This is a genomic window from Paraburkholderia metrosideri, from assembly GCF_904848625.1.
GTDB lineage: Bacteria > Pseudomonadota > Gammaproteobacteria > Burkholderiales > Burkholderiaceae > Paraburkholderia > Paraburkholderia metrosideri.
In genome coordinates, this window is record NZ_CAJHCP010000009.1 from 1 (window position 1) to 21,924 (window position 21,924).

The following is a 21,924-nucleotide window of genomic DNA, read 5'->3' on the forward strand; positions in this document are numbered from 1 at the left end:
CCACCCACGACAACCCCACCCACGACAACCCCACCCACGACAACCCCACCCACGCCACTCCCTACCGCGCGACATCCGGATGCACCACACCCGCCCGTTCCTCACAACCCACCACCGGCACGCCTTCCCCAACCTCCGCGATATCCTCATGCAGAATTCGCCTGATCTCCAGAATGGCTTGCGGCGTCTCCTGAACACTGTGCCCAGATACAATCACCATTTCAGATCGTGCGCCTGCAAGATGCGCGCTGCGATAGGGCACCACACCATCGTCAGAGTCTTCGAGCGGACCGGTCGCCCTGCGTCGCGCAATAATCGAGTGAAAGCAGACTGCCGAGTTGATCGGCAACCGCGCGGTTGCCTGAATCAACGGATCGCTCTCACGCAATTGCTCGATGCTGTTAGGTACCTGGAACGTCTGCCGTTCCTTGTCTGCGCTGCCCATATTCGTCGCGTTCTGCATTACCTCATCGAATTCCTGTAGCAACGTGAGGGGCAAGCGCACCAGGTTCGACGCCCAGCGGGCAATTCGATTGCTGGCGAACGGCGTGCCGCGATGAGGCGCCGCGATGAAAATCGCCCGCTCGACTTGCGGCATCGGCGTAAAACGCAGCAGCCGGTTAAGGCGTTCGTCGTTGCGATCCAACTCGGCACCTTCAGGCAAGTACTTGTCCTGAAACGTGGTCCACAGTTCTTCGTCGGAAGTGGAGACCAGCAGTCTTGCCAGAACGCCGCCCATGCTATGGCCGATCAACACCATACCCCGCGACGCCATTGATGTTCCGTCCGGATCGAAGTGCTGCAACGTCTGTTGCGCCGCCCTGCGAATCCGCGCCAGGCTGACAAGAATCGGGACGTTAGTCGGGTAATAAACTTGCCATACCTGGAAATGCTCGCGAAGCTTTTCGTCGCCTTGAATATCGTTGGCGACATTGACCCACGCCTCGGGACTGCTGGCCAATCCGTGCAGCATCAGGATGATGCGTCGATCCGGATCGAACGGCTGCATCATATAAATGCGCGGCGTATCGATGCCGCGTGCTCGCCCAAACAGTGTGCGCAAAGATTGTCCCGCGAAACCCGAGCGGGCGAGCCAGATACCGTATCCCGCACTGAAGTTGGCCGCAAGCGGCACAGTCTGGTCGTGCCGTTGCACACTCGTTACACGATATGGATCGTAGACCGCCAGGTCGACATCACGCATGTCGCGCAGTTGTGCCAGCGACTGCGCGTTGAACAAAAACAGCGCGGTGACGTTAGGCGATGGCATTTCCCTGAATACTGGCGTCGACGATGCCGGCTGTGCGACAGTCGGCGTGATCGTACCGCCTGAGGTTTCTTCGGCCGCGTCTGTCACTTCGGTACTCTCGGCCGGTGTCGGCACATTCATCACCGCGACGAGTTCCGCGCCCAGACCGTCACGGCGATAAATACTGCGCAGTCCCGCAAACGAAAGCCTTGAAGCGGGAATCACCTCACGCGGTTCGCGCACGCCTTCGGGCAAGCGGACCCGGCTCAGGTCGATATGAATGGTCCAGTTACCAATCACCTGCTTTGCCGGGTCACGGTTGCCGGCATACGTGTCGAGCGCGCCTCGACGGAATAGGGCGGTGGCAAGTTCCTGGGCCGCATAGTTGTAATAGTCACGTACCTGCGTCTGCCGATCCTCGAACGCACGTTCACCTGCCGTGCGTTGTCCATAGAAGAGATACGCGTACGCATACCTGACTGTTCTCAGCCACAGATCAAACTGTGCGGCGCTCCAGGCTGCGTTATTGGTCGGCGTATGGGTCATGGCCATTTGCAGCGACAGCTCAGCCAGGCTGGCGAGGCGTTGGTCGATGTTGATACCCGGCACGGTCGCGATCGAATCGATGCACTCTTGCGGGGTTCGCTGACACGCGCTTTCATCGAGCGCTGCAACCCGTAGCGTGTCGCGAGTCGCAGCGCTGAGCCGACCCGTGGACAGAATATCGCCCCGTCGCATCGCGATGTATTGTTCCGGGCCGAGCGAACTGACGGTCACCATCGCGCAACCGGAGAAAAGACTGGCGATGAGTAGGGCGAACGTAAGGCACCGCGACATAGGCAGTGACAGAGTGCGCGTCATTATGAATTCGCCCACGCAATGCATCCGGATGTCTGCAGACTGCCAGCCGATTTAACTATACAAACGATTCGCGAGTGATTGCATCGACGCATTGTGGCGATCACCTTATCAGCGTGGTTGACGGAACCGTTCGCGCTACCCGGTCGAGCCACGATGGCTATTTGGGCAGACATAAGCAACTGGAGGATACGCTGTATTAACGATCTCGCGAAAAGGAGACCGGACCCATTTCGCGGCTCGACGCGAAGTTGACCAGATTGACCGCAAAAAGCGATGGCTAGCCTATCGGCCTTCCGAGTGTTTGCATCGAAAGCGTTGTGTTCTATACAAGTTGTGATGCGCAAGAGCATTGAAAGGCGATCACATGGCAAGGTGCGCTCCCCATAGTCTGGCGCACGAAATGCCGTTAGCTGGCTATGTGTGTCCTCGCCGCGATATGGGAAACGCTGGTAGATTTCGCTGAGCTTGCCTGTACAGGCCCATGGAATTAACTTTCCCCAAGGTTGTGACTTGCCTTACACAGCTAAATACAGCAGTCATTCCCGTTTCAACTGAAGCTGGCGCGAAGATCGGTATCCTTATCATGATAGAGAATTGACGTGTGAACTTTCCACCTCCAATTGTTAATTCTCATGCCGATTGCTAATTATCTGTGTGCTGTACCCGAAGCAATTGACGGAGTCAGCGTCGATCGGCCATGATGCATCGTGGCAGGCGTCGTACGTCTTGCCATGGCATGCGGCGATGACATGTTCATGATGTCTCGCGGACCGTGACGTTTCAGCATGAAGAACCTGTGCGAAGACAAAGGGAAATACCTGACGTGATCACCGTTGAAAAAGCAGGACAATCTGGATAAATACCGAGATTGCCAATGTAATACTCCGCTTCGGGATGACAGTAGTAGATAAGCACTTGACAATGAGTTGTTTGGGAACTTAAATACTTTTTCAGGCAACCTGATCTTCATGAACGGGTGTCCCGCGTTATGGCAGACAATTCGCAAAAGACTTCGTTGACTCTTCGTATCGGACCGGTCGCAAGTTCAATACATGGAATGGGCCCGCGTTATCTTCGTCCATTTTTCTCAAGCGCTACCGGGGGCAGTCTGGCGCATCGATCGGAACGTTGAGGTTCCGGTCATCGTCTTCACCCCGAACAGGTAATAGTCGCAGTCGCATGGTCGGTGCATCGCCGGCCATTCTCGTTGTCGAGACGGGCAGGATCAAATTGTGAACCCGAGGTGCGGACATGAAGAACCAGCGGCGCAAAGCAGGCCTCGATAGCCCGAACACAACATCCGCACACATCCCGCCATGCAATGAAGCGATCGAAGCCGCGACGATCGCACGTGCGGACATTGACGGCAATGGGATGAGGGCGTACCACGATCATCGTGTGATCTGTCCGGTTATGCATGATGCAGTGGGCGCTTGACGTTCGAGAGTACTGACAGTCGCGAAGCCGGACACTCAAATGACGGGCGAACTTCAACCGTGTGTCGCCTGCTGCCTGAATGCAGGGCTTATAGCGATGCCAAAAAAAGGCGCCGCTGTCCGCGTAGATTGCGCTTCTGGTGATGCCTGACCGGAGTGTCGCTGGAGTGTCGGCAGGTTTCGTCATATCGCGCATAAGCGTAGTGGGTTAACCATACGAGAGGCCTGAATGACTGCTCACGAAAGCCGCCCTGCGGTGCGGTCCTGCGTGCTGCACGGGGTAAAGCGACCGGTACGTCGGTCGCGCATCGTCGTCGTTCTGGCATTCGCTGCACTGAGCGCATGTGGTCGACAACAGGAAGTCGCGACCGATACCGGGCCACGTATGGTGCAGTTGGTGCCGGTCACGCAAGAAGGTGCGAACGAACTGCGCGAATTCACCGGCCGCGTCGAGCAGACCAGCATTTCGCCGCTGGCTTTCGAGGTGTCCGGGCGCGTCGTCCAGATCGCCGTGCTCGACGGCGGCCGCGTACGCAAGGGTCAACTGATCGCGCAAATCGATCCTGAACCTTATCAACTGCAAGTGCGCCGCGCCGAGGCGCAATACAACCAGCTCGCCGATGACCTCAAGCGCAAGGCGGTGCTTCATAACGAAAACATCCTGTCGGGTGGCGCATTCGATCAGCTGAAGGCCGCGGTCGACGTCGCCGGCGTGCAGCGCGATCTCGCGCGCCGCGATCTGCGCAATACCCGGCTCATCGCGCCGTTCGACGGCCGGATTGCACGGCGCACCATCGAAACCCAGCAGATGGTGCAGGCCGGCGCGCCCGTGTTCAATCTGGAGAACTCGGAGCGCATTGAGATTGGCGTGGAGTTGCCGCAAAGCATCGCTGAAAGCCTGCCGCTCAATAACACTTTGCACGCCGAGGCGTGGACACCGGACCGCCCGGACAATGTGTTCCCGCTGGTCTATCGCGAGCATTCGACGCAGAGTACGCCCACCTCGAGTTCGTACCGGTTGCTGTTCAGCGTCAAACAACCTACGCAATTGACGCTGCTGCCAGGCATGGCGATGCGCGTGCGCATCGGCGCAACCCAGGCGCCCACGACGAACCTCGCACTCTCGGTGCCGATTGCCGCGCTCTCCGTCACGCCCGACGGCAAGCATCGGTTGTGGCGCTATGACCCTGGGTCGAACAAGGTCCACGCGGTGCCGGTCGACCTGCGCGAGATTCGCGACAACTCGGCGATTGTTGCGGGCGATCTGCATGTCGGCGATAAGGTGGTGGGGGGCGGCTCGCAGTTCGTCGCCGACGGGCAGGCGGTGCGGCCACTGGATGAGAATCAATGAAACTCGCGCGCCCCCTTATCGAGAAACCGTTGATCGCGTGGGTGATCACGCTCGTGTCGCTGTTCGGCGGACTGTTCGCGTACATCAATATCGGGCGGCTCGAAGATCCGAAGTTCACGATCAAGACGGCGGTCGTCGTCACGTTCTATCCCGGCGCCAGTGCAAAGGAAGTCGAGAACGAAGTGACCGACCGGCTCGAAAGTTCGATCCAGCAAATGGAGCAGGTCGACTTTTTACGTTCGCGCTCGATGCCGGGTTACTCGGAAGTGCGCGTGCAGATTCGCGACCGCTATACGTCCGCCGACTTACCGCAGGTGTGGGACGAATTGCGTCGGCAGGTGGGCGACGTGCAGCCGCGCTTGCCGCCTGGCGCGGGACCGACCATCGTTCTCGACAAGTTCGGCGATGTCTACGGGATGTTCTACGCGATTACGGGTAAGGGCTATACACAGGCTCAGCTGTTTGAATATGCGCGCGAATTGCGCAAGCAATTGCTGACGTTGCCCGATGTCGCCGATATCGTGATTGCAGGAAACCAGCAGGAGCAGATCACGGTCGAGGCGGACCAGGCCAAACTGGTCGCCAACAATCTTTCCACCGACGATCTCGCGCAAACCCTCGGGCTGCAAAACGAAATCCGCCCCGCGGGACGCGAGCGCGTCGGCGATCTGCTAATGCGGGTAGCGCCCACCGGTACACTCGATTCGCTGGAAGCCGTTCGTTCATTGCCGGTCGGTTCGACTTCCGGGCCGATTCTACTGGGCGACCTCGGCACCGTGTCGTACGGCTACGCCAAAATTCCGGCTTCCCTGATCCGCTATAACGGCGAGCCGGCACTCACCATCGGCATCAGCGCACGTGCGCGCGTGAACGTCGTCAAAGTCGGCGCGGAAGTGAAAGAGCGAATGCGCGAGCTCGAGCGCAGCCGCCCGCTCGGCATGGAACTGCATGTGCTTTACGATCAGCCGGAAGCCGTCGATGCAGCCGTTAAAGGTTTCGTATTCGACGTGATGCTGGCAGTGGCGATTGTCGGCGTCGCACTCGGCATTGGGCTAGGCTGGCGTGCGGGGGTTGTGCTCGGTGTCGAACTGTTCCTGACGATTCTCGGCACGCTATTCGTCATGTACGCCGCGGGGATCGAGTTACAGCGAATATCGCTCGGTGCACTGATCATTGTGATGGGCATGTTGACCGACAATACGATTGTCGTTTGCGAAGGCATGTTGGTACGCGTACAGAAAGGCATGTCGCACATCGACGCGGCCAATGAAGTACTGCAACAGGGCCAGTGGATTCTGCTGGCGTCGACTGTCGTGGGGATTCTCGCGTTTTCCGGTATTGGTCTTTCGCCGGATGCGGTCGGAGAATTCTGCGCGTCGCTGTTCGCTGTAGCGGCGATTTCGCTGTTATTCAGTTGGGTGATTGCAATTGGCCTGACGCCGCTGTTTGGTTCTTATCTATTCAAAGCCGACGAAGGCGATCAACCCGATCCATTCGGTTCACGACTGTATCGTCAATACCGCGGCCTTCTGAACTGGGTTGCGGGTCGTCGGATACCTGTAGTGATCTTCCTCGCGGTTCTGACAGGCGTATGCATGTGGGGATTCCGTTTTGTCGAACAGAGCTTCTTTCCCGATTCGACGACGCCAATCTTCTATGTCGACATGCGATTGCCGCTCGGGTCTGACATTCGCGCGGTCGAGGAACAAACTCGTGGCGCGGAGAAATTCCTGCTTGCGCAAAATGGGGTGGCGAATGTCGGCACCTATATTGGCGGTGGCGCGACGCGCTTCTTCCTGGTCTACGATCCTGAAACGCGCGACCCGAGATACGCGCAATTTATCGTCACGGTAAAGGATCAGCGCGATATCGATGCAATGATTCCGACCGTGACTGAACAACTCGAAAAGCGCTATCCCAATGCTAGCTGGACGGTGATTCGGCCGAGTTTCGGTCCCGGCGGCGGCACGCCGATTCAGGCACGCTTCATGGGCCCCGATCCTGGCGTGCTGCGCAGTTTGAGCCGGCAGGCGCAGGCGATTCTGCACAACGACGGCGGGATGATATCGATCCGCGACGATTGGGAAAATCCGGTCAACGTGGTGCGGCCCATCTTCGACGAGTCGCGCGCGCGTTCCGCTGGCGTGACACGCCGTCAGGTGAACGACGTGCTCGCGTATGCCACCGAGGGCATTACCACTGGGATATTCCGCGAGCAGGACCAGTTGCTGCCCATCGTTCTGCGCGCGCCCGATAATGAACAGGGCATGGAGCGTCTTCTCACGATGCAGGTTTTTAGCGTCGGACAGCGGCGTTATGTTCCATTAGGCGACGTGCTCGATGGCGTCTCGCCGCAAACCGAAGAAAGCATCATCTCGCGTAACGATCGCATTCGAACGCTAACGGTGTCGGCTGGCGTCGCGTATGGCAGCAATAGCGTGGCCGCATTTAGTCGGATACGGCATGACATCGAGTCGATTCCGTTGCCGCCTGGTTATAGCTTCGAATGGGGCGGCGAACACGAATCGTCGACCATCGCGCAGGAGAGTCTGTTCCGTCAGTTGCCGATGGGCTTTATCGGCATGATCCTGCTGGTGCTGTTCATGTTCGGCCGGCTCAAGCCCGCATTAGTCGTACTGCTTGTCGTGCCGATGTCGATCTGTGGCGTGACCATTGGCTTGCTGCTGTTTCGTGGGGCGTTCGGCTTCATGGCACTGCTCGGTTTGCTCAGCCTCATCGGCATGATGATCAAGAATGGCGTAGTGCTGGTCGAGGAGATCGATGGCCAGATTTCGTCGGGCGTGCCGCGAATGCAGGCGGTGATCTTTGGCTCGATGAGCCGGCTGCGTCCGGTGGCGCTCGCTGCGGGCACGACGATTCTGGGCATGGTGCCGCTGTTATGGGACCCGTTCTTCAAGGACATGGCCATTACGATGATGGCGGGCCTCGCGTTTGCGACGGTCCTGACCATGGTTGCCGTTCCCGCGCTTTACGTGCTGCTCTTTTCGATCAAGAGCAACGAGTGGGAAGAAGGTCAACAAGCCGGGGATCAACATGGCAAGCCTTGAGAGCCGGAGCCGCTCACTGTCATTGGCCGCGTCTCGTTCGATGTGGCGCTCCACCTGTCATTTTTCGCTGGCTTCGCTAGTGGTGGTAATGCTATCGGGCTGCACGGGTTCGCTTCGACTCGATTCGCCAAAGACGCTGCCGCAGAATTTCAACGAAGCATCGCCAGACTCGTCTGGCACGCACGCATCGCTGACCGACGCGCAACTCGAAACATGGTGGATGCAGTTCAACGACGCTGCGTTGACCCAGTTGATCGACACGGCGATCAAGAATAACTACGACATTGCGATTGCCGCCGCGCGTGTCGATCAGTCGCGCGCCGGCATACGTCTCGCGCGTTCGCAATTGCTGCCGTCAGTGGGCGTAGGGGCGCAAGCCGCGTCATATCACGGTGGCGAAACGGCGCTGGAGTTTCAGGAGTTTCTCGGCATCAACGATCTCGATGCGCAATTCTGGCGTGTCGGGCTGCAGACGCAATGGGAGATCGATGTGTTCGGTCGCGGGCGTGCGCGTCTTGCCGCGGCGCGTGCATCGACGCTTGCCGCTGCGGGTGACGCGGAGGCCGTGCGGCTTGCCGTCATCGGTGGCGTGGCCGATTTGTATATGACTTATCGCGGGCTATTGCAGCAGCGGGAACTGCTCGCGCAAAGTCATCAGATCGCCGCCGACTTCGTCATGATTGCCGAGCAAAGTTTCAAGGCTGGCGTCCTGTTGAGTACGGACATCGACGTAGCTCGCGCCGGCCTCGCGCAAGTCGAGGCGCGTCAACAGGACGTCGAGACCGCCATCTCCGCGTCGCAGCTCGCGCTGGAAAATCTGTGCGGGGTTCAGCCGGGTGACCTCACCGCGACGTTGAGTTCAGTCAGCGGTTTGCCGAAGCCATTGCCTGATATCACGCCAGGCCAACCTGTCGATCTGCTGATGCGGCGCCCTGATCTGATCGCCGCGCGTGATCGCCTGTTCGCCGCCGTGAAGCAATCGGATGCCGCGCGTCTGAATTACTGGCCGACATTTTCATTGAGCGCACTGCTGGCGCGCAACGGTTGGGACATTGCCGGTCAAGGCCTTGGTCCGAGTACGTTCTGGCTATTCGGCGCGGCTGCCGCGATGCCGTTGATCGACTTCGGCGCGCGCGAATCGCAGGTGGAATCGTCGGACGCGCAAGCGCAACAGGCGTTGCGTGCTTATGAAAAAGCCGCGTCGGGTGCGCTATTCGATGTCGAGCAGGCTCTGTCCCGATTGAAGCGCCAGGAACAGTTACAGCAGGCGCGTAACGAAGAAGTCGCGCGTCGCAATGAAGTGCTGAGAAAGACAACGCGTCAGTTCACGGTCGGCGATGTGGGGCGGATCGATATCGATCAGGCGCGTATCGCATTGCTTGAAAGCCAGGCGACCCTGGTGCGCGAGCAGGTCGGGCAACTGCAGGCCCAGGTCGCGTTGTTCCGTGCGATGGGCGGTGGCTGGCAGCCAGCAAGTTCTGCTGTCAGCGCGTCGCCGCCTTATCCGTTGCCGCCGGCAAGTCAGTAGTCGACACACGTGCGGACAAACGGGAATTTGCATGAGCATGAAATCACCGGCGTTCGAACAATTCACCCGACCCCATAGCGAGGTTGTCCTATGATGACAACAGGCGAGCAGTGAAAGAATTCTTGCAAAGGCGCTTCTTTCATCACTACGGCGAGGACATTCTCAATAGAAAAACACCGCTAGATGCCGGGATTCCGCGCAGCTACCTCCGGCATCTAACGAATAAAAAATGCAGATGTCCAGCCGGCATCGCCGGCATACGATGACCCGGTCCTCGATTCATCAGGCAGGCCGCGTCATTGTCGAGGACTGAAGGCGGGCGTCCAGTCAGATGCAACGCGATGCCCACTTGCGGTGGTCCGCTTTCGAAAGCAATCAGCTTCTCTGAATGGTGAACAATGGCATCTCAAGTCGAGACAAAGCTGTCGTTGCCTGCATTGACGTCGATGGTCGTCGGGTCGATGGTCGGCGCAGGAATCTTCTCGTTGCCGCGCAATTTTGCGCGCGCCACTGGTCCGCTCGGAGCGATCATCGCGTGGTGCGTGGCGGGTATCGGCATGTATGCGTTAGCGAGAGTGTTTCAGGCGTTAGCCGAGCGACGCCCCGAACTCGACGCCGGCGTCTTTGCATACGCGAGAGAAGGTTTCGGTGACTACGCCGGTTTCCTCTCTGCGTTCGGCTATTGGATGGCCGGATGTTTTGGCAACGTATCGTATTGGGTGTTGATCAAATCGACGCTCGGCGCATTCGTTCCCGCGTTCGGCGACGGCAACACCGCCACGGCGATCGCCGTATCATCGGTCGGCATCTGGCTATTTCATCTTGTGATGCTGCGAGGCGTGCAATCGGCTACGTTGATCAATACCATCGTGACCGTTGCAAAAGTAATTCCGATCATTGTGTTCATCGCCATATTGATCGTGCTGTTCCGCTTCGACATGTTTCATGCGAACTTTTGGGAGAGCGGGGAAACCGCGCTCTCGGCGGGTCTGTTTTCGCAGGTCCGCGCGACGATGCTGATCACCGTGTTTGTGTTCGTTGGTATCGAGGGCGCGAGTGTCTATTCACGCTATGCAAAGCAGCGTTCACACGTGGGCGCGGCGACGATCACCGGCTTTATCGCCGTATTGTGCTTGCTGGTGCTCGTTACGCTGCTGCCTTATGCAGTGTTGCCGCGTGCGGATATCGCCGTGATGCGTCAGCCGTCCATGGCCGCTGTACTGGGTGCATTGCTTGGGCCGTTCGGCACGGTCTTTATTGGCGCGGGACTGATCGTTTCCATTCTCGGTGCGTATCTCGCGTGGTCGCTCATCTGCGCGGAAGTACTCTTTGCCGCGGCACGTACCGGTACGATGCCGCAGGTGTTCTCCCGGCAAAACGAACGCAAGCTGCCCGTCGCGGCCATCTGGCTAACCAGTACTGTCGTGCAGTTATTCGTCATCAGCACGTATTGGTCGAACGACGCGTTTTCGTTGATGTTGAATCTCACCAGTTCGATGGCGTTGATTCCGTACTTTCTGGTGGCCGGATTCGGTATCAAGGCAGCGCGCCGTGATATCGAGCAGGGCGCCGGGCCGCAACGCGCATTGCGTCGCGACTACTTCATTGCTGCGTTTGCGACGCTTTATACGGTGTTTTTGCTATTCGCGGGTGGAACCAAATTTCTGATGATGTCGGCGTTGCTCTACGCGCCCGGCAGCGTGTTATTCATTCTGGCAAGGCGCGAGCGCGGCTTGAGCGTTTTTACGAAAGTCGAGTGGATCATCTTCGTGGTCGCAGTCTGCGGCGCTCTATCGGCACTGATCGGTTTGATCAGCGGTGCGATTGTGGTCTGATCTGACGTCGAGGTTTATCGCAGGTTGGCGCCGAACCCGGTACTCGCAAAGTAGAGCACCAGAAAATAACCGAGCACATAGAGCGCGTAAGTCTGTGCGTTGCCGGTGTAGACGAGCCGTATTTTCGCAGCAGCAGCGAGTGCGCCGTGAGAAACACCGCGCCAGAACATCTGCGCGATCGGCGGAACCGCGCGGCCGAGTATAGGCCGGTAAAACCTGAAAAAGTCGGACACGCTTTCGGCCTGGTGATGCCGGCTGCGATAGAACAGCATGACGATGGCGAACAGCACCACGACCACCGCAAGAACAATGAGCACCACCGGAGTCGGATTCCAGAATCCGTAAATGCTCTCCAGCGACATACCTCCCCATACCAGCGTTGAAGCAAACTGCGGGTCGATAGCGGCCGACACGGGTTCGATCAGCAGCTTCGGGAAAAACGACAGAATCGCAATGCCGACGACCAGCGCGAGTTGCGGCAGAAGCAACAGAAGCGGCGCTTCCTTGACATCGGTCTGACCCGCGTGGCGCGCTCCGAAGAACAGGCCGCTAACCAGACGCGCCATATAAAGGAAGCCGACGAACGTCGCAATCAGGCCGCACACCGCGAGTCCGTACCAGCCCTTGTCCGTCATCGCGCTCAACAGTAGCCACTTTCCACCAAAGCCCATCAGCGGCGGCAAACCCGACATCGAAACAATCGCGATCAGCACCATCGCAAACGTGAACGGCATGGCGCGTGCAAGCCCTCCCGTTTCGGCGAAATTGCGCGTGCCGGTACGCATGATGATGCCTGCCAGCGCGAGAAACAGAATGCCCTTCACCAGCATGTGATTGGCGACGAGATAAAGCGCGGTGACCCAGCCGAGATGACTCATTAACGCGATCGCGGTGACGATATAGCCGAGCTGGCTCATGCTCGACAATGCGAGCAGGCGCTTGAAGTCGTTTTGTCTCGTCGCCATCAGCGCGCCGGCAATCGTCGTGAGCATGCCGATCCACGCCATCACATGGGCAAGCTCCAGACCGACTTCCGAGCGTATCGTCAGATAGGTGCAGATCAGCAGACCGAACATCGACACCTTGCTGACAACGGCGGATAGCATCGCGGTCACGTCGTCTTCCGCTTCGGTGTAGGCGCCGGGAAGCCACACGTGTACACCAATCGCCCCTGCCTTGATCAGAAAGCCGGTTGCCAGCAGCACGAACGCGCGGCTGGCATCCGGGCCTGAGCGGATCAGCGCGGCGAGTTCGATACTGCCGTCGAGCGCCGCGACCGCAGCGAAACCGGCGAGCAGACAGAACGCCGATAGCAGCGAGAACAGCAGGAAGGTCAGCACATGGGGTCCGGCATTCCGGCATTTGGCGATCAGGAAGCAGGAAGACAGCGTGATGATTTCCCAGCTATAGAAGAATTCGAGTGTGGTCGTCGAGCGCAGTAGTGCGGGGATCGAAAGCAGCAGGACTATCAGCATCGGGTAGAAACCTGAACGGACGTCGCTGCGATAAAGGCTCGCCGCCGCGATCGCGAAGCTGCCCGCGAGTAGCAGCCACGCAAACAGACCGGCTATGCCGTGCGCGTCCGCGGCGAGCCGCGTGCCGACCAGCGCGAGCACGATCAGCGTTAAGACGCCTTTCAGGCGTCCGGGCAGACGATCGCCCGCATAGAACAGCGCACCGGCGATCAGCGGTGAAAACAGCCATGCCGACCCTGCGCCCGAGAACGCCGCCGCCGCGTAGCCAGCCGCAATCAGCAGGGCTGCCACGCAGAACAGCGGGAATAACGTGGCCAGGTCGGGGCCGCCTTTGACCTCGTCCTCGGATAACCGCAGCGCGCGCACGAACCAGTGGAACATGTACGCTGCTTCGAGCAACGAGCCAGTGAGGATCAGCACGATCCAATAGGGCTTGCCGGCAATGGTCAATTGCATGACCAGTTCCCACTTTGCCCAGAAGGCGGGGAAGGGCGGCAAACCGGCAATGGCTACGAGAAACAAACCAAGCAGTCCGATTAGCAGCGGACTGCGCGACAGGATCGCGAAAGCGTCATCGCCGTGCCGCTTCAGAATGCCGACGAGCCAGAATAGCCCTGCCTTAGCGAACAGATGATTGATGAACAGCCCGCCCACTACGAGCGGAATCGACGCTTGCGCTCCCACTTGCCGCAGCAGCGCAAGCGCCAGCATCAATAGTCCCATCTGCCCAATCGACGAATACCCGAGTACGCGTTGCGGCTTGGTCTGTTTGAGCGCCAGCAGATTCGAGAACAGGAAGGTGAGGCCACCGGAAATCGCGATCAGATCGAGCTGTCTTTCGAACAAAGGCAGCAGTTTGAGCAACGCGAAAAACACGCCCGCCGACACGCCGACCGACACCATTGCAGCAATGCCGCTCGGCGCGGTTTCATACACATCGAGTCCCCAGCCGTTCGCCGGAAACGGCTTGAGTTCGATGACGAGGCACGCGAATACGAGCAGAACGGCAGTGACGGCGATCGGGCCATTGAGCTCGGCGCGGACCGCGATCAGGTCGTCGATATTCAGCGTGCCGCTCACGTAATAGAGCAACACTGCGCCGAGCAGGAACAAGGTCGACGCAATGACGGTGGCCATGATGTACTTGAATGCCGCCGACAACGCGGCGGGCGTACGGTCGAGGCCGAGCAGGCCGTACGTGGCAATGGAAACAATCTCGAGAAACACGAACAGATTGAACAGATCACGGGTCATCACCATGCCGTCGATGCCCATCACGAGAATCAGATAGAGCAGCAACGCCGCGTAATTGCCGCGCAGACGATCCCACAAATGCAGCGCCCCGAGCAGCGCCACCAGGTTGACGCTGAACGCGAAGAAGCCTTCCCATATACCGAAGCGCAGGTTGATCGAGACCGGCGGCAACGCGCCCGCCGTGAGGACTTCGATCGTGTCGCCGCCGTTGATCAGGCCAAAGAACGAGACGCCGCTTACCAGCACGATTCCGCCGAGCGCGACGAAGAAGCCGCCGGTCAGCCACGACTTGCCGAGCCGGTAAAGCAGAGGGATCGCGAAGCCGCCACCCAGCCCCAGAATGAAGATGTTCAGCGGATGAAACAGCCCGGCTACCATTTCGACTCGGTGAAGGCGTCGATGGACAAGGTCTTCTTGGCGGCGTAAAGACGGATCGCAAATGACAGCATGACCGCCGTGACCGACAGGCCGATCACAATCGCCGTCACAACCAGAGCGGACGGGATCGGATCGATGGCGCGCCGTGCGGCGTCGGCTTTGCTCAACGCAGAGTCGATGATCGGCGCGGTGCCTCCGGTGATATACCCGGTCGCGACCATCACGATATGCAATCCGGTGTCGATCACCGCGAAGCCGATGATGATGCGCAGAATGTTGCGCTGGGTCAGCATCCCCCACAGACCGATCAATGACAGGCAGAAGCCTGTGATCAGAAGGATGGTCGAAACCGGTAGGCCCGTGGTCATGCGCCGTTCTCCTTCGTCAGCTTCTGAACCGGTCGAGAATCACACTCAACTCCGCGCCGACCTTGACGCCGAGCAGTGCCGAGATCAACGGAATAGCACCCGCGCTGAAAAACGCGCCGAACTGGCCGCGCGGCAGAAAGCGCGCGTCGAGAAAGCCGCCCGCCAGCACGAGTCCGAGAATGCCGATGAATACATAGATCACGCCGGCGAACGATTCGACGACGCTCAGCAGCGCGACATTCAACGTAGCGCCGGGTCGCGCCAGTAGCATCAGCATCACCCCAGACGCGACGATCGCACCGCCCTGAAAGCCGCCGCCCGCTGACAGGTGACCGTTCACGATCACATACGCGCCGAAAGTCAGGATCATGGGCAGCAGTACCTGTGTGCCGGTTCTGACAATTTCACCTGCCTCGCGGCGCGGGCGGTCCTGGTCCGCAGATTCCGCAGTCGTGCTGTCTTCTTTCAGCAGCAGGCCGACGCTCGCCGCGACCATGAACAGCACGGCGACTTCGCCAAGCGTATCGAAACCACGATACGTGATCAGAATGCCGGTCACGATGTTCGGTGCGCCGAGTTCGATCGGCCCCTGCACGACATAATGCTCGGCCAGCGGTCGCAGCGCCTGCAATTCCTGATAGCCGCCGACAATGCGCCAGAAGACCACGGCGAACAGCACGACGATCAGCAGCGCAAATACGCGGCGCATCATGCTTCTTTCTCCCCGGCGCCGCGCTCTTCCTCGTCGATCAACGCGTCGGTCATCGTGGTCGATGCCATCGGCGTGCGAATCAACCACGCCGCGCGCGATAGCGCATGCGACGACACCGGATTGGTCACCAGCACAAAATAGACGACGAGGATCAACTGGAAGGTCCAGTTCGGGTGATAGAACGCGAGGCCGATCAGTACCAGCATGTTGCCGAGCGTCGATGCCTTGGTACCGGCCTGAATGCGGGTATAGGCATCGGGCATGCGCAACAGACCGAGACCGGCAGAGAACAGAAAGACCGAGCCCGCCAGGATAAACACGCTGCCGATCAGGTCGACCATGCGCTAGCTCCTCTCGTAGCCGGTTTTACGAATTGCGTAGAGAAAGATGAAGGTGGCGAGCCCCGAACCAATGGCGGCCTCCGCCATGGCCACGTCGGGCGCGGCAAGCAAAAGGAATGCGACCGCTGCGAACAGGCTCGCCAATCCCGAACTGACCATTGCCGCCATGATGTTCTTCAGACACACAGCGAGTATTCCACTGACGAGAATACTGGCGCACATCAGCAGAAGCAGGAGTTTGAGCACGATCAAAGTCCTCTTTCGAGAAAGCGTGCAATCGCGAGAACAGCCAGAAAACTGAGTAACCCGTAGACGAGAGCGACATCGATATAAACAATGCGTCCCGACGTCTGAGCATACAGCGCAATCAGCGAAAGCGAGATGACGGTGAGCGTGTCGATGGCGACGACCCTGTCGATCAGTGTCTTGCCGAGTACCAGGCGGATGACGGCGAACAGGATGGCGAAAAAGATCAGTACAGTGGCGAGCTGAAGCATGATCTCAGCCAAAGACTTTCTCCAGATGCTTTTCGAAAGGCGTGACGAGCGCCTCGGTGGCTTCGTCGATGTCGGTCGTCTTGACGTCGAGCCAGTGGATGAACAGCAGGTCGTCGCGAATATCCATCACGAGCGAGCCTGGCGTGAGCGCGATCGAATTGGCTAGCGCGAGGCGGCCCATCGGCGATTTCAGACGGGTGCGTACCTTGATGATGCCCGGCGTGATGTCGATCCGCGGCGCGTAGACATAGGCCATCATGTTCAGATTGGAGCGCACCAGTTCGACGATAAAGGTGCCGCTATAAGCGAGGAAGTGGTAGAGCGAGCGGGGTGTCAAGCGCACCTGCCGCCATGCGTCGCAGGTGGACGCGAAGACATGGGCCAATACCAGCGTGATGACGGCACCCACCACCGCCGGTGCAATGGCCAGCGAAGCGTTCGCGATCATCCAGATCGCGAACAGAATGACCCAGAGGCCAAGCATCCCCTGAGGAACTAACGACGACACTGGTTTTTCGTTGTGCGAAGCCACGTCTTCAGTTTCCAAAAGAGGGTGCCAGCAAAAATTCTAGGTGACAACCCGTGGCAAATCAACTGACGCACGGCGATGCGGACGGTTTGGACAGGTGCTGACTTCGAAACTGAAAACATAAGGATCGCCTGGCGCTTTGGTCGTTTGTGATGAAAGAAATCACCGGTCCCTTTCAAATCGCCGCCACGATATCGTTCAATATTACGCAACTAACTGTCAAGTCGGCCGGGTCGCCAACCATCAGAATGCCCGGTGGCACGCTTTACCTTCCTGATACTGCACGCTAGCAAGAACTCGGGGAACGTACTCCCACTACGCGTCTTTCCGCGTTTGTCCTATCGAATCAACGATTTTTTTATCGCAGCAAATCAATCCGTTCTGGTCGATCGGCGGCTGTTTCTACAAGCGCTTTTCGCATCAAGCTATCGTGCCCAATGCGCTTTCCCGTTGCTATAAAAGAGATTCAATAGGAAGAATCGACAGCATCCAGACACCCATTCGCCCGTACCACGTCGTATTGGGTTCCTTGTCGTGGCGGATCTCTTCATCGCCGTTGCGTTCGATCCAGTAGAGCCTGCCCTTCTCGTCAAGCTGCACGACGTACGCGACTTTCGGAAGCAACGCGAGGAATTTGGTCTCGATCTGCGTCGCCAGTTCCGGGCTGTCGATCACGAGACCCAGCTCCGTATTCAGATGCGCCGAGCGGGGATCGAAGTTGAATGAGCCGACGAAGACCCGTTGTTCGTCCACCACGAAAGTCTTGGCATGCAGACTCGATCCTGAACTGCCGAACGGACCTGGCGACTGCTCCTTCTTTTGAGGCGTACCCGGCACGCGTCGCAACTCGTACAGATGCACACCGCTCTTCAGCAGTTCGACGCGCCGCTTCATATAGCCGGAATGCACGGCGGCGACATCGGTGGCTTCGAGTGCGTTGGTCAGCACGCGCACGTCCACGCCGCGTGCCGCCAGGCCGGTCAGATACTGCGTGCCCGAAGTGGCCGGCACGAAGTACGGCGAAACCAGATCGATTTCATGCTCGGGGTCGCCGAGCACCTCTCGCAATTGATGCGGGATCATTGCTTCCGGCGGCGCATTGTTCAAACCCTTCGCGGGATCGTCGCTGATCATTTGCGTCTTCGCCCAGTCGAGCGGCAACGTAGCATCGAGCATCTGCTGCACGATATGCGGACCGCGTAGCGCGGCCATATAGGCGTCGGCTGCCGGATCCTGCTCGATGGCCTGCGCCTTGCGCTCCAGTTCGTCGAGCCGGTCGGCGCCGACGTGCGGCAGAATCCGGTCGACGGGATAAGACGACGCACTCGCCCAATAGCGATCGAAGTCCCGTGCGACATCAGCGGCGGCAGGGCCGACGGCGAGCACGTCGAGGTCCGCGAAGACAACACCGTCGGTGGCGTCGAAGTACTCGTCGCCAATGTTGCGGCCACCGAGAATCGTGGCCGTGCTGTCCGCGGTCATCGACTTGTTGTGCATACGCCGATTGGCACGCGAGAAGTCGGTCAGGAAGCCGAATACTTTCGGCCTGCGCACCATGAACGGATTGAACAGACGCACTTCGATGTTCGGATGCGCGTCGAGTGCCGCCAGTGTCGGGTCCAGAGAAGAGGGGATGCCGAAGTCGTCGAGTAGCAGACGCACACGCACGCCACGGTCGGCAGCCTCGTGAATTTCTTCGAGCAACAGCGTGCCGGTCAGATCGTTGCGCCAGATGTAGTACTGGATATCCAGCGTCCGTTGCGCCGAACGGATCAGGTCCATGCGCGCGGCAAACGCCATGTGCGCGTCCGACAGCGGATAGATGCCCGCGAGACCCGCATGGGTTGCAAGCTCGGGGGCGACGGCGCGGCCCAGTGTGGTGGAGGCAGCCTCCGCTGGACTTAGCGCGACCGATTCCGTGCGATGCTCGAGCGACGGCAATGCACAGCCCGACAGCACGCTGGCGCAAAGCAGCAACGCCGGGGGCCAGCCGAGCGAACGACGTATCGCGAGGAATGAAAAAGAGTTGGCTTTCAACGCTTGCATTCGGTCCAAGATATCCTCGGGGCTCTGGGTTGCCCGCCCGGTTTTACAATGGAAACAGAAAGACGTTATGTGAACGGGCCTTGAAGCTGCCTTGAATCTGCCTATAAGCCGGCAAACATGGCAATATCGCAACGACGCTTTACCACTCACGGGCAATACACGCGCGGACGTTGAAGAAAGCTCCTTATGTTGCACGCGTGCCCAGAATACTATGGCCGGAGGATCGGCGGTAATCGCAGAGCGGCCCTGCCAACGCATGACCGGTTCGCCCGATGGTAGCGGCGGCCCGCGCAAATTCGAACGAGGACCAACCCTGGCGCGCCCCGCGCGTATTTCGACGGCCCCAGGTCTATTAGCGTTTCGCCTTCTCCGGAGTCGAGCAACGTGAACATTGCCCGTTTGCTGATTGCCAGTATCCTGATCTTCGCGGTTGGCACGCTGTTGCAATTCATCTGGCCGCTGCCGCAACCGGCGTCCTATCACCACTTCGCCGACGAACGTTCAATCGGTCTGCTGCGCAACGCGGCAGACGTGCTGTCGAACGTGGTTATTCTCGCGGCGGGGTTGCTCAACCTCAGGTGGGTCGTGCGTCATGCCGCGCGCCGGCCACCGCAGTTCCCGGGAATGCTGGTCGTCGCACTCGGGCTGATCTTCACCGCGTACGGCTCGGCCTACTATCACTTCGCACCGTCGGACGCGACCCTCGTATGGGACCGGCTGCCAATGACAATCGTCTTCGCCGGCATCCTGGGCATGCTCTGGACGTCCGTCACCGGAAAGCGGGTGGGCTGGGTGCCGCTCGCGATACTCGTGATCGTCTCGCTGGGCACTATTGGGTACTGGCTGCTATTCGATAGCCTGTGGCCGTATGCCGAATTGCAGTTCGGCGGACTCGCGGTGATCGTGGTGATGACCCTGATCCGCAAGGTCGACGCGCCGCTCGCGTGGGGCATGGTGATCGGCTTCTACGCGCTCGCGAAGGTATTCGAAACGCTCGACTGGCAGATCTGGGCGCTCACCGGCCACCTGTTCGCGGGCCACGCGCTTAAACATATCGCGAGCGGGTTTGCCGGTGCGTCGATCGTGCTGATTGCGAAGGGGGCGCGAGCCGACCCCGCGCGCCGTGTTCCGGCGTGAACCGCAACCTGCGCTGTCGACTCAGGGCGGCTTGTCCGCGAGATCCAGAATCGAACCTTCCAGCTTGAGCGTCGACAGAACGATATTCGAGTTGGTCGACAGCAAGCCGGGCATTCGATGCAGCCGGTTGATCACGAAGTCCGAATAGTGGTCGAGGTTGCGCGCGCGTACCACCAGCACGTAATTCGACGTGCCGCTCACGATCCGCGCGGAGATCACCTCGGGCCATTCATTGATCGCCTCGATGAAGCGCTCGTGCCACTGGTCGGCTTCCTGCCGCATGCACACGTGGACTAGCGCCTCGAATTCGACGCCGATGGATTTCGGCGCAATCACGCAGCGGTAGCCGGCGATCACGCCTTGTTCCTCCAATATCTTCACGCGCCGCAGACACGCTGACGGCGACAGCTTGACCGCGTCCGCCAGGTCCTGATTGCTGATTCGCCCGTCTTTTTCGAGGACGCGGAGGATACGCATATCGGTGCGATCGAGGTCCATGGTGAAGGATCATTCAATTTTCGGGTGGGAATCAACAGACTCTATCACGCACAGCTAATCTGAAACACGAATACTGAAGCCAATTCTATTTTTTCCTCGATAACATGCACGCAGCATTTTTTACGGAGCGCACATGTTCGAGCACGTCACACCTTATCCCGGCGACCCCATCCTCTCGCTGTTTCAGGACTTCCAGAAAGACGCGCAGCCGCGCAAGGTCAATCTGAGCATCGGCCTTTACTACGACGAGAACGGCACGATTCCCGTGCTCTCCAGCGTGCGAAGCGCCGCCGCGCGGGTCAGCGCTGCCGCTGCGCCGCATACCTATCTGCCGATGGAAGGCACGCCGGCGTTCCGTGCCGCGGTGCAACGCCTCGTCTTCGGCGACGACTGTGCAGCGGTTCGCGAGCAACGCGTGGCGACGATCCAGACGCTGGGCGGCTCAGGCGCGCTTCGGCTAGGTGCGGAATTCATCAAGCGCTACTTTCCTGATAGCGCGATCTGGGTGAGTGACCCGACGTGGGACAACCATCGGGTGCTGTTCGTCGGCGCGGGGCTGGACGTTCACACGTACCCGTACTACGACCGCGAGACCAACGGCATCCGTTTCGACGACCTGCTGGCCACGCTGGACACCTTGCCTGCCCGCAGCGTGGTGTTGCTGCAACCGTGCTGCCATAACCCCACGGGCATCGACATGACGCGCGAGCAATGGCAAGCCGTCATCGCACGATTGAGGCAACGTCAGTTGATCCCGTTCGTCGATATGGCTTATCAAGGGTTCGGCGACGGACTCGTCGAAGACGCGTGGCCAATTCGCGCGCTGTGCGACGCGGGACTAGCGTTTCTCGTCAGTAATTCGTTCTCGAAGAATTTCTCGTTGTATGGCGAGCGTTGTGGCGGATTGTCGCTCGTGTGTGCGGGCGAGCGCGAAGCGGCGAGCGTGCTGAGCCAGGTGCAGGCAGGCGTGCGCCGGATGTACTCGAGCCCGCCGCTGCACGGCACGCAACTGATCTCCACCGTGCTGAACGATGCGGACCTGACCGCGCAGTGGGACACCGAAGTGGCCGGCATGCGAAGTCGCATCAAGCGGATGCGCACGGCGTTGCGCGAGCGTCTTGAAGCGGCGGTGCCCGACATGGGCTTCGACTACCTCACGACCCAGCGCGGCATGTTCAGCTACACGGGAATTCTTCCTCATGAGGTCGATGTGCTGCGCGAACGCTACAGCGTTTATCTGCTGAGGTCGGGACGTCTGTGTGTCGCGGGATTGAACGATGCGAATCTCGACCTGGTCGCGGACGCGGTCGGCACCGTGCTGAAGGCGCGCAGCAGCGCGTCAGTCTCCCTTTCCTGACTGC

At 59.4% G+C, this 21,924-nt stretch carries 16 protein-coding genes; 6 read left to right on the forward strand and 10 right to left on the reverse strand.

What is annotated here, in order from left to right:
* Nucleotides 1–61 precede the first annotated feature (61 nt).
* Nucleotides 62–2,029 (reverse strand): esterase/lipase family protein, encoded by a 1,968-nt coding sequence (locus LMG28727_RS20505; protein WP_236592134.1) that lies wholly within the window; start codon nucleotides 2,027–2,029, stop codon nucleotides 62–64.
* Between the two features lie 1,746 nt (nucleotides 2,030–3,775).
* On the opposite strand from LMG28727_RS20505, the gene LMG28727_RS20510 reads away from it, so the two are divergent.
* The 4 genes from LMG28727_RS20510 to LMG28727_RS20525 all read left to right on the forward strand — a co-directional run bounded on the left by LMG28727_RS20510 (nucleotide 3,776) and on the right by LMG28727_RS20525 (nucleotide 11,328).
* A complete protein-coding gene (locus tag LMG28727_RS20510; protein ID WP_201644141.1) occupies nucleotides 3,776–4,897 on the forward strand; it encodes an efflux RND transporter periplasmic adaptor subunit in 1,122 nt (373 codons plus the stop codon).
* Complete coding sequence (locus tag LMG28727_RS20515; protein ID WP_201644142.1) at nucleotides 4,894–7,965, forward strand: efflux RND transporter permease subunit; 3,072 nt, start codon at nucleotides 4,894–4,896, stop codon at nucleotides 7,963–7,965. Before LMG28727_RS20510 ends, LMG28727_RS20515 begins: the two co-directional genes overlap by 4 nt.
* On the forward strand, nucleotides 7,952–9,493 hold the full coding sequence (locus LMG28727_RS20520) for an efflux transporter outer membrane subunit (protein ID WP_236592136.1): 1,542 nt from the start codon (nucleotides 7,952–7,954) through the stop codon (nucleotides 9,491–9,493). The genes LMG28727_RS20515 and LMG28727_RS20520 overlap by 14 nt, the downstream gene beginning before the upstream one ends.
* A 398-nt stretch (nucleotides 9,494–9,891) precedes the next feature.
* Complete coding sequence (locus tag LMG28727_RS20525) at nucleotides 9,892–11,328, forward strand: basic amino acid/polyamine antiporter (protein WP_201644143.1); 1,437 nt, start codon at nucleotides 9,892–9,894, stop codon at nucleotides 11,326–11,328.
* A gap of 14 nt (nucleotides 11,329–11,342) precedes the next feature.
* On the opposite strand, the gene LMG28727_RS20530 is transcribed toward LMG28727_RS20525, so the two are convergent.
* The 8 genes from LMG28727_RS20530 to LMG28727_RS20565 all read right to left on the reverse strand — a co-directional run bounded on the left by LMG28727_RS20530 (nucleotide 11,343) and on the right by LMG28727_RS20565 (nucleotide 18,928).
* Entirely contained in the window at nucleotides 11,343–14,435 is a 3,093-nt protein-coding gene (locus LMG28727_RS20530; RefSeq protein ID WP_201644144.1) for a complex I subunit 5 family protein, read from the reverse strand.
* Nucleotides 14,429–14,803, reverse strand: coding sequence for a sodium:proton antiporter (locus LMG28727_RS20535; RefSeq protein ID WP_201644145.1), 375 nt, complete (start codon nucleotides 14,801–14,803; stop codon nucleotides 14,429–14,431). Before LMG28727_RS20535 ends, LMG28727_RS20530 begins: the two co-directional genes overlap by 7 nt.
* 16 nt (nucleotides 14,804–14,819) lie before the next feature.
* The gene (locus LMG28727_RS20540) at nucleotides 14,820–15,515 is read right to left on the reverse strand and encodes a Na(+)/H(+) antiporter subunit B (protein ID WP_201644146.1); all 696 of its coding nucleotides are present in this window, start codon (nucleotides 15,513–15,515) and stop codon (nucleotides 14,820–14,822) included.
* The gene (gene mnhG, locus LMG28727_RS20545) at nucleotides 15,512–15,856 is read right to left on the reverse strand and encodes a monovalent cation/H(+) antiporter subunit G (RefSeq protein ID WP_201644147.1); all 345 of its coding nucleotides are present in this window, start codon (nucleotides 15,854–15,856) and stop codon (nucleotides 15,512–15,514) included. Before mnhG ends, LMG28727_RS20540 begins: the two co-directional genes overlap by 4 nt.
* Before the next feature lie 3 nt (nucleotides 15,857–15,859).
* Nucleotides 15,860–16,102, reverse strand: a complete 243-nt coding sequence (locus LMG28727_RS20550; RefSeq protein WP_201644148.1) for a hydrogenase subunit MbhD domain-containing protein — start codon at nucleotides 16,100–16,102, stop codon at nucleotides 15,860–15,862.
* Between the two features lie 2 nt (nucleotides 16,103–16,104).
* Entirely contained in the window at nucleotides 16,105–16,365 is a 261-nt protein-coding gene (locus LMG28727_RS20555; RefSeq protein WP_074771899.1) for a monovalent cation/H+ antiporter complex subunit F, read from the reverse strand.
* Nucleotides 16,358–16,861, reverse strand: a complete 504-nt coding sequence (locus LMG28727_RS20560; RefSeq protein ID WP_236592143.1) for a Na+/H+ antiporter subunit E — start codon at nucleotides 16,859–16,861, stop codon at nucleotides 16,358–16,360. Before LMG28727_RS20560 ends, LMG28727_RS20555 begins: the two co-directional genes overlap by 8 nt.
* Before the next feature lie 474 nt (nucleotides 16,862–17,335).
* Nucleotides 17,336–18,928: a phospholipase D family protein gene (locus LMG28727_RS20565; protein WP_201644451.1), complete on the reverse strand. Its 1,593-nt coding sequence runs from the start codon at nucleotides 18,926–18,928 to the stop codon at nucleotides 17,336–17,338.
* Between the two features lie 384 nt (nucleotides 18,929–19,312).
* Here LMG28727_RS20565 and LMG28727_RS20570 point away from each other — a divergent pair, with 384 nt between their 5' ends.
* Nucleotides 19,313–20,065 carry a hypothetical protein gene (locus LMG28727_RS20570; RefSeq protein ID WP_201644149.1) on the forward strand — a complete coding sequence of 251 codons (753 nt, stop codon included), beginning with the start codon at nucleotides 19,313–19,315 and terminating at the stop codon, nucleotides 20,063–20,065.
* A 21-nt stretch (nucleotides 20,066–20,086) separates the two neighbouring features.
* Here LMG28727_RS20570 and LMG28727_RS20575 read toward each other — a convergent pair whose 3' ends face one another.
* On the reverse strand, nucleotides 20,087–20,563 hold the full coding sequence (locus tag LMG28727_RS20575) for an Lrp/AsnC family transcriptional regulator (RefSeq protein ID WP_201644150.1): 477 nt from the start codon (nucleotides 20,561–20,563) through the stop codon (nucleotides 20,087–20,089).
* Nucleotides 20,564–20,696: 133 nt separating this feature from the next.
* Here LMG28727_RS20575 and LMG28727_RS20580 point away from each other — a divergent pair, with 133 nt between their 5' ends.
* The gene (locus LMG28727_RS20580; protein ID WP_201644151.1) at nucleotides 20,697–21,920 is read left to right on the forward strand and encodes an amino acid aminotransferase; all 1,224 of its coding nucleotides are present in this window, start codon (nucleotides 20,697–20,699) and stop codon (nucleotides 21,918–21,920) included.
* Nucleotides 21,921–21,924: the final 4 nt, after the last annotated feature.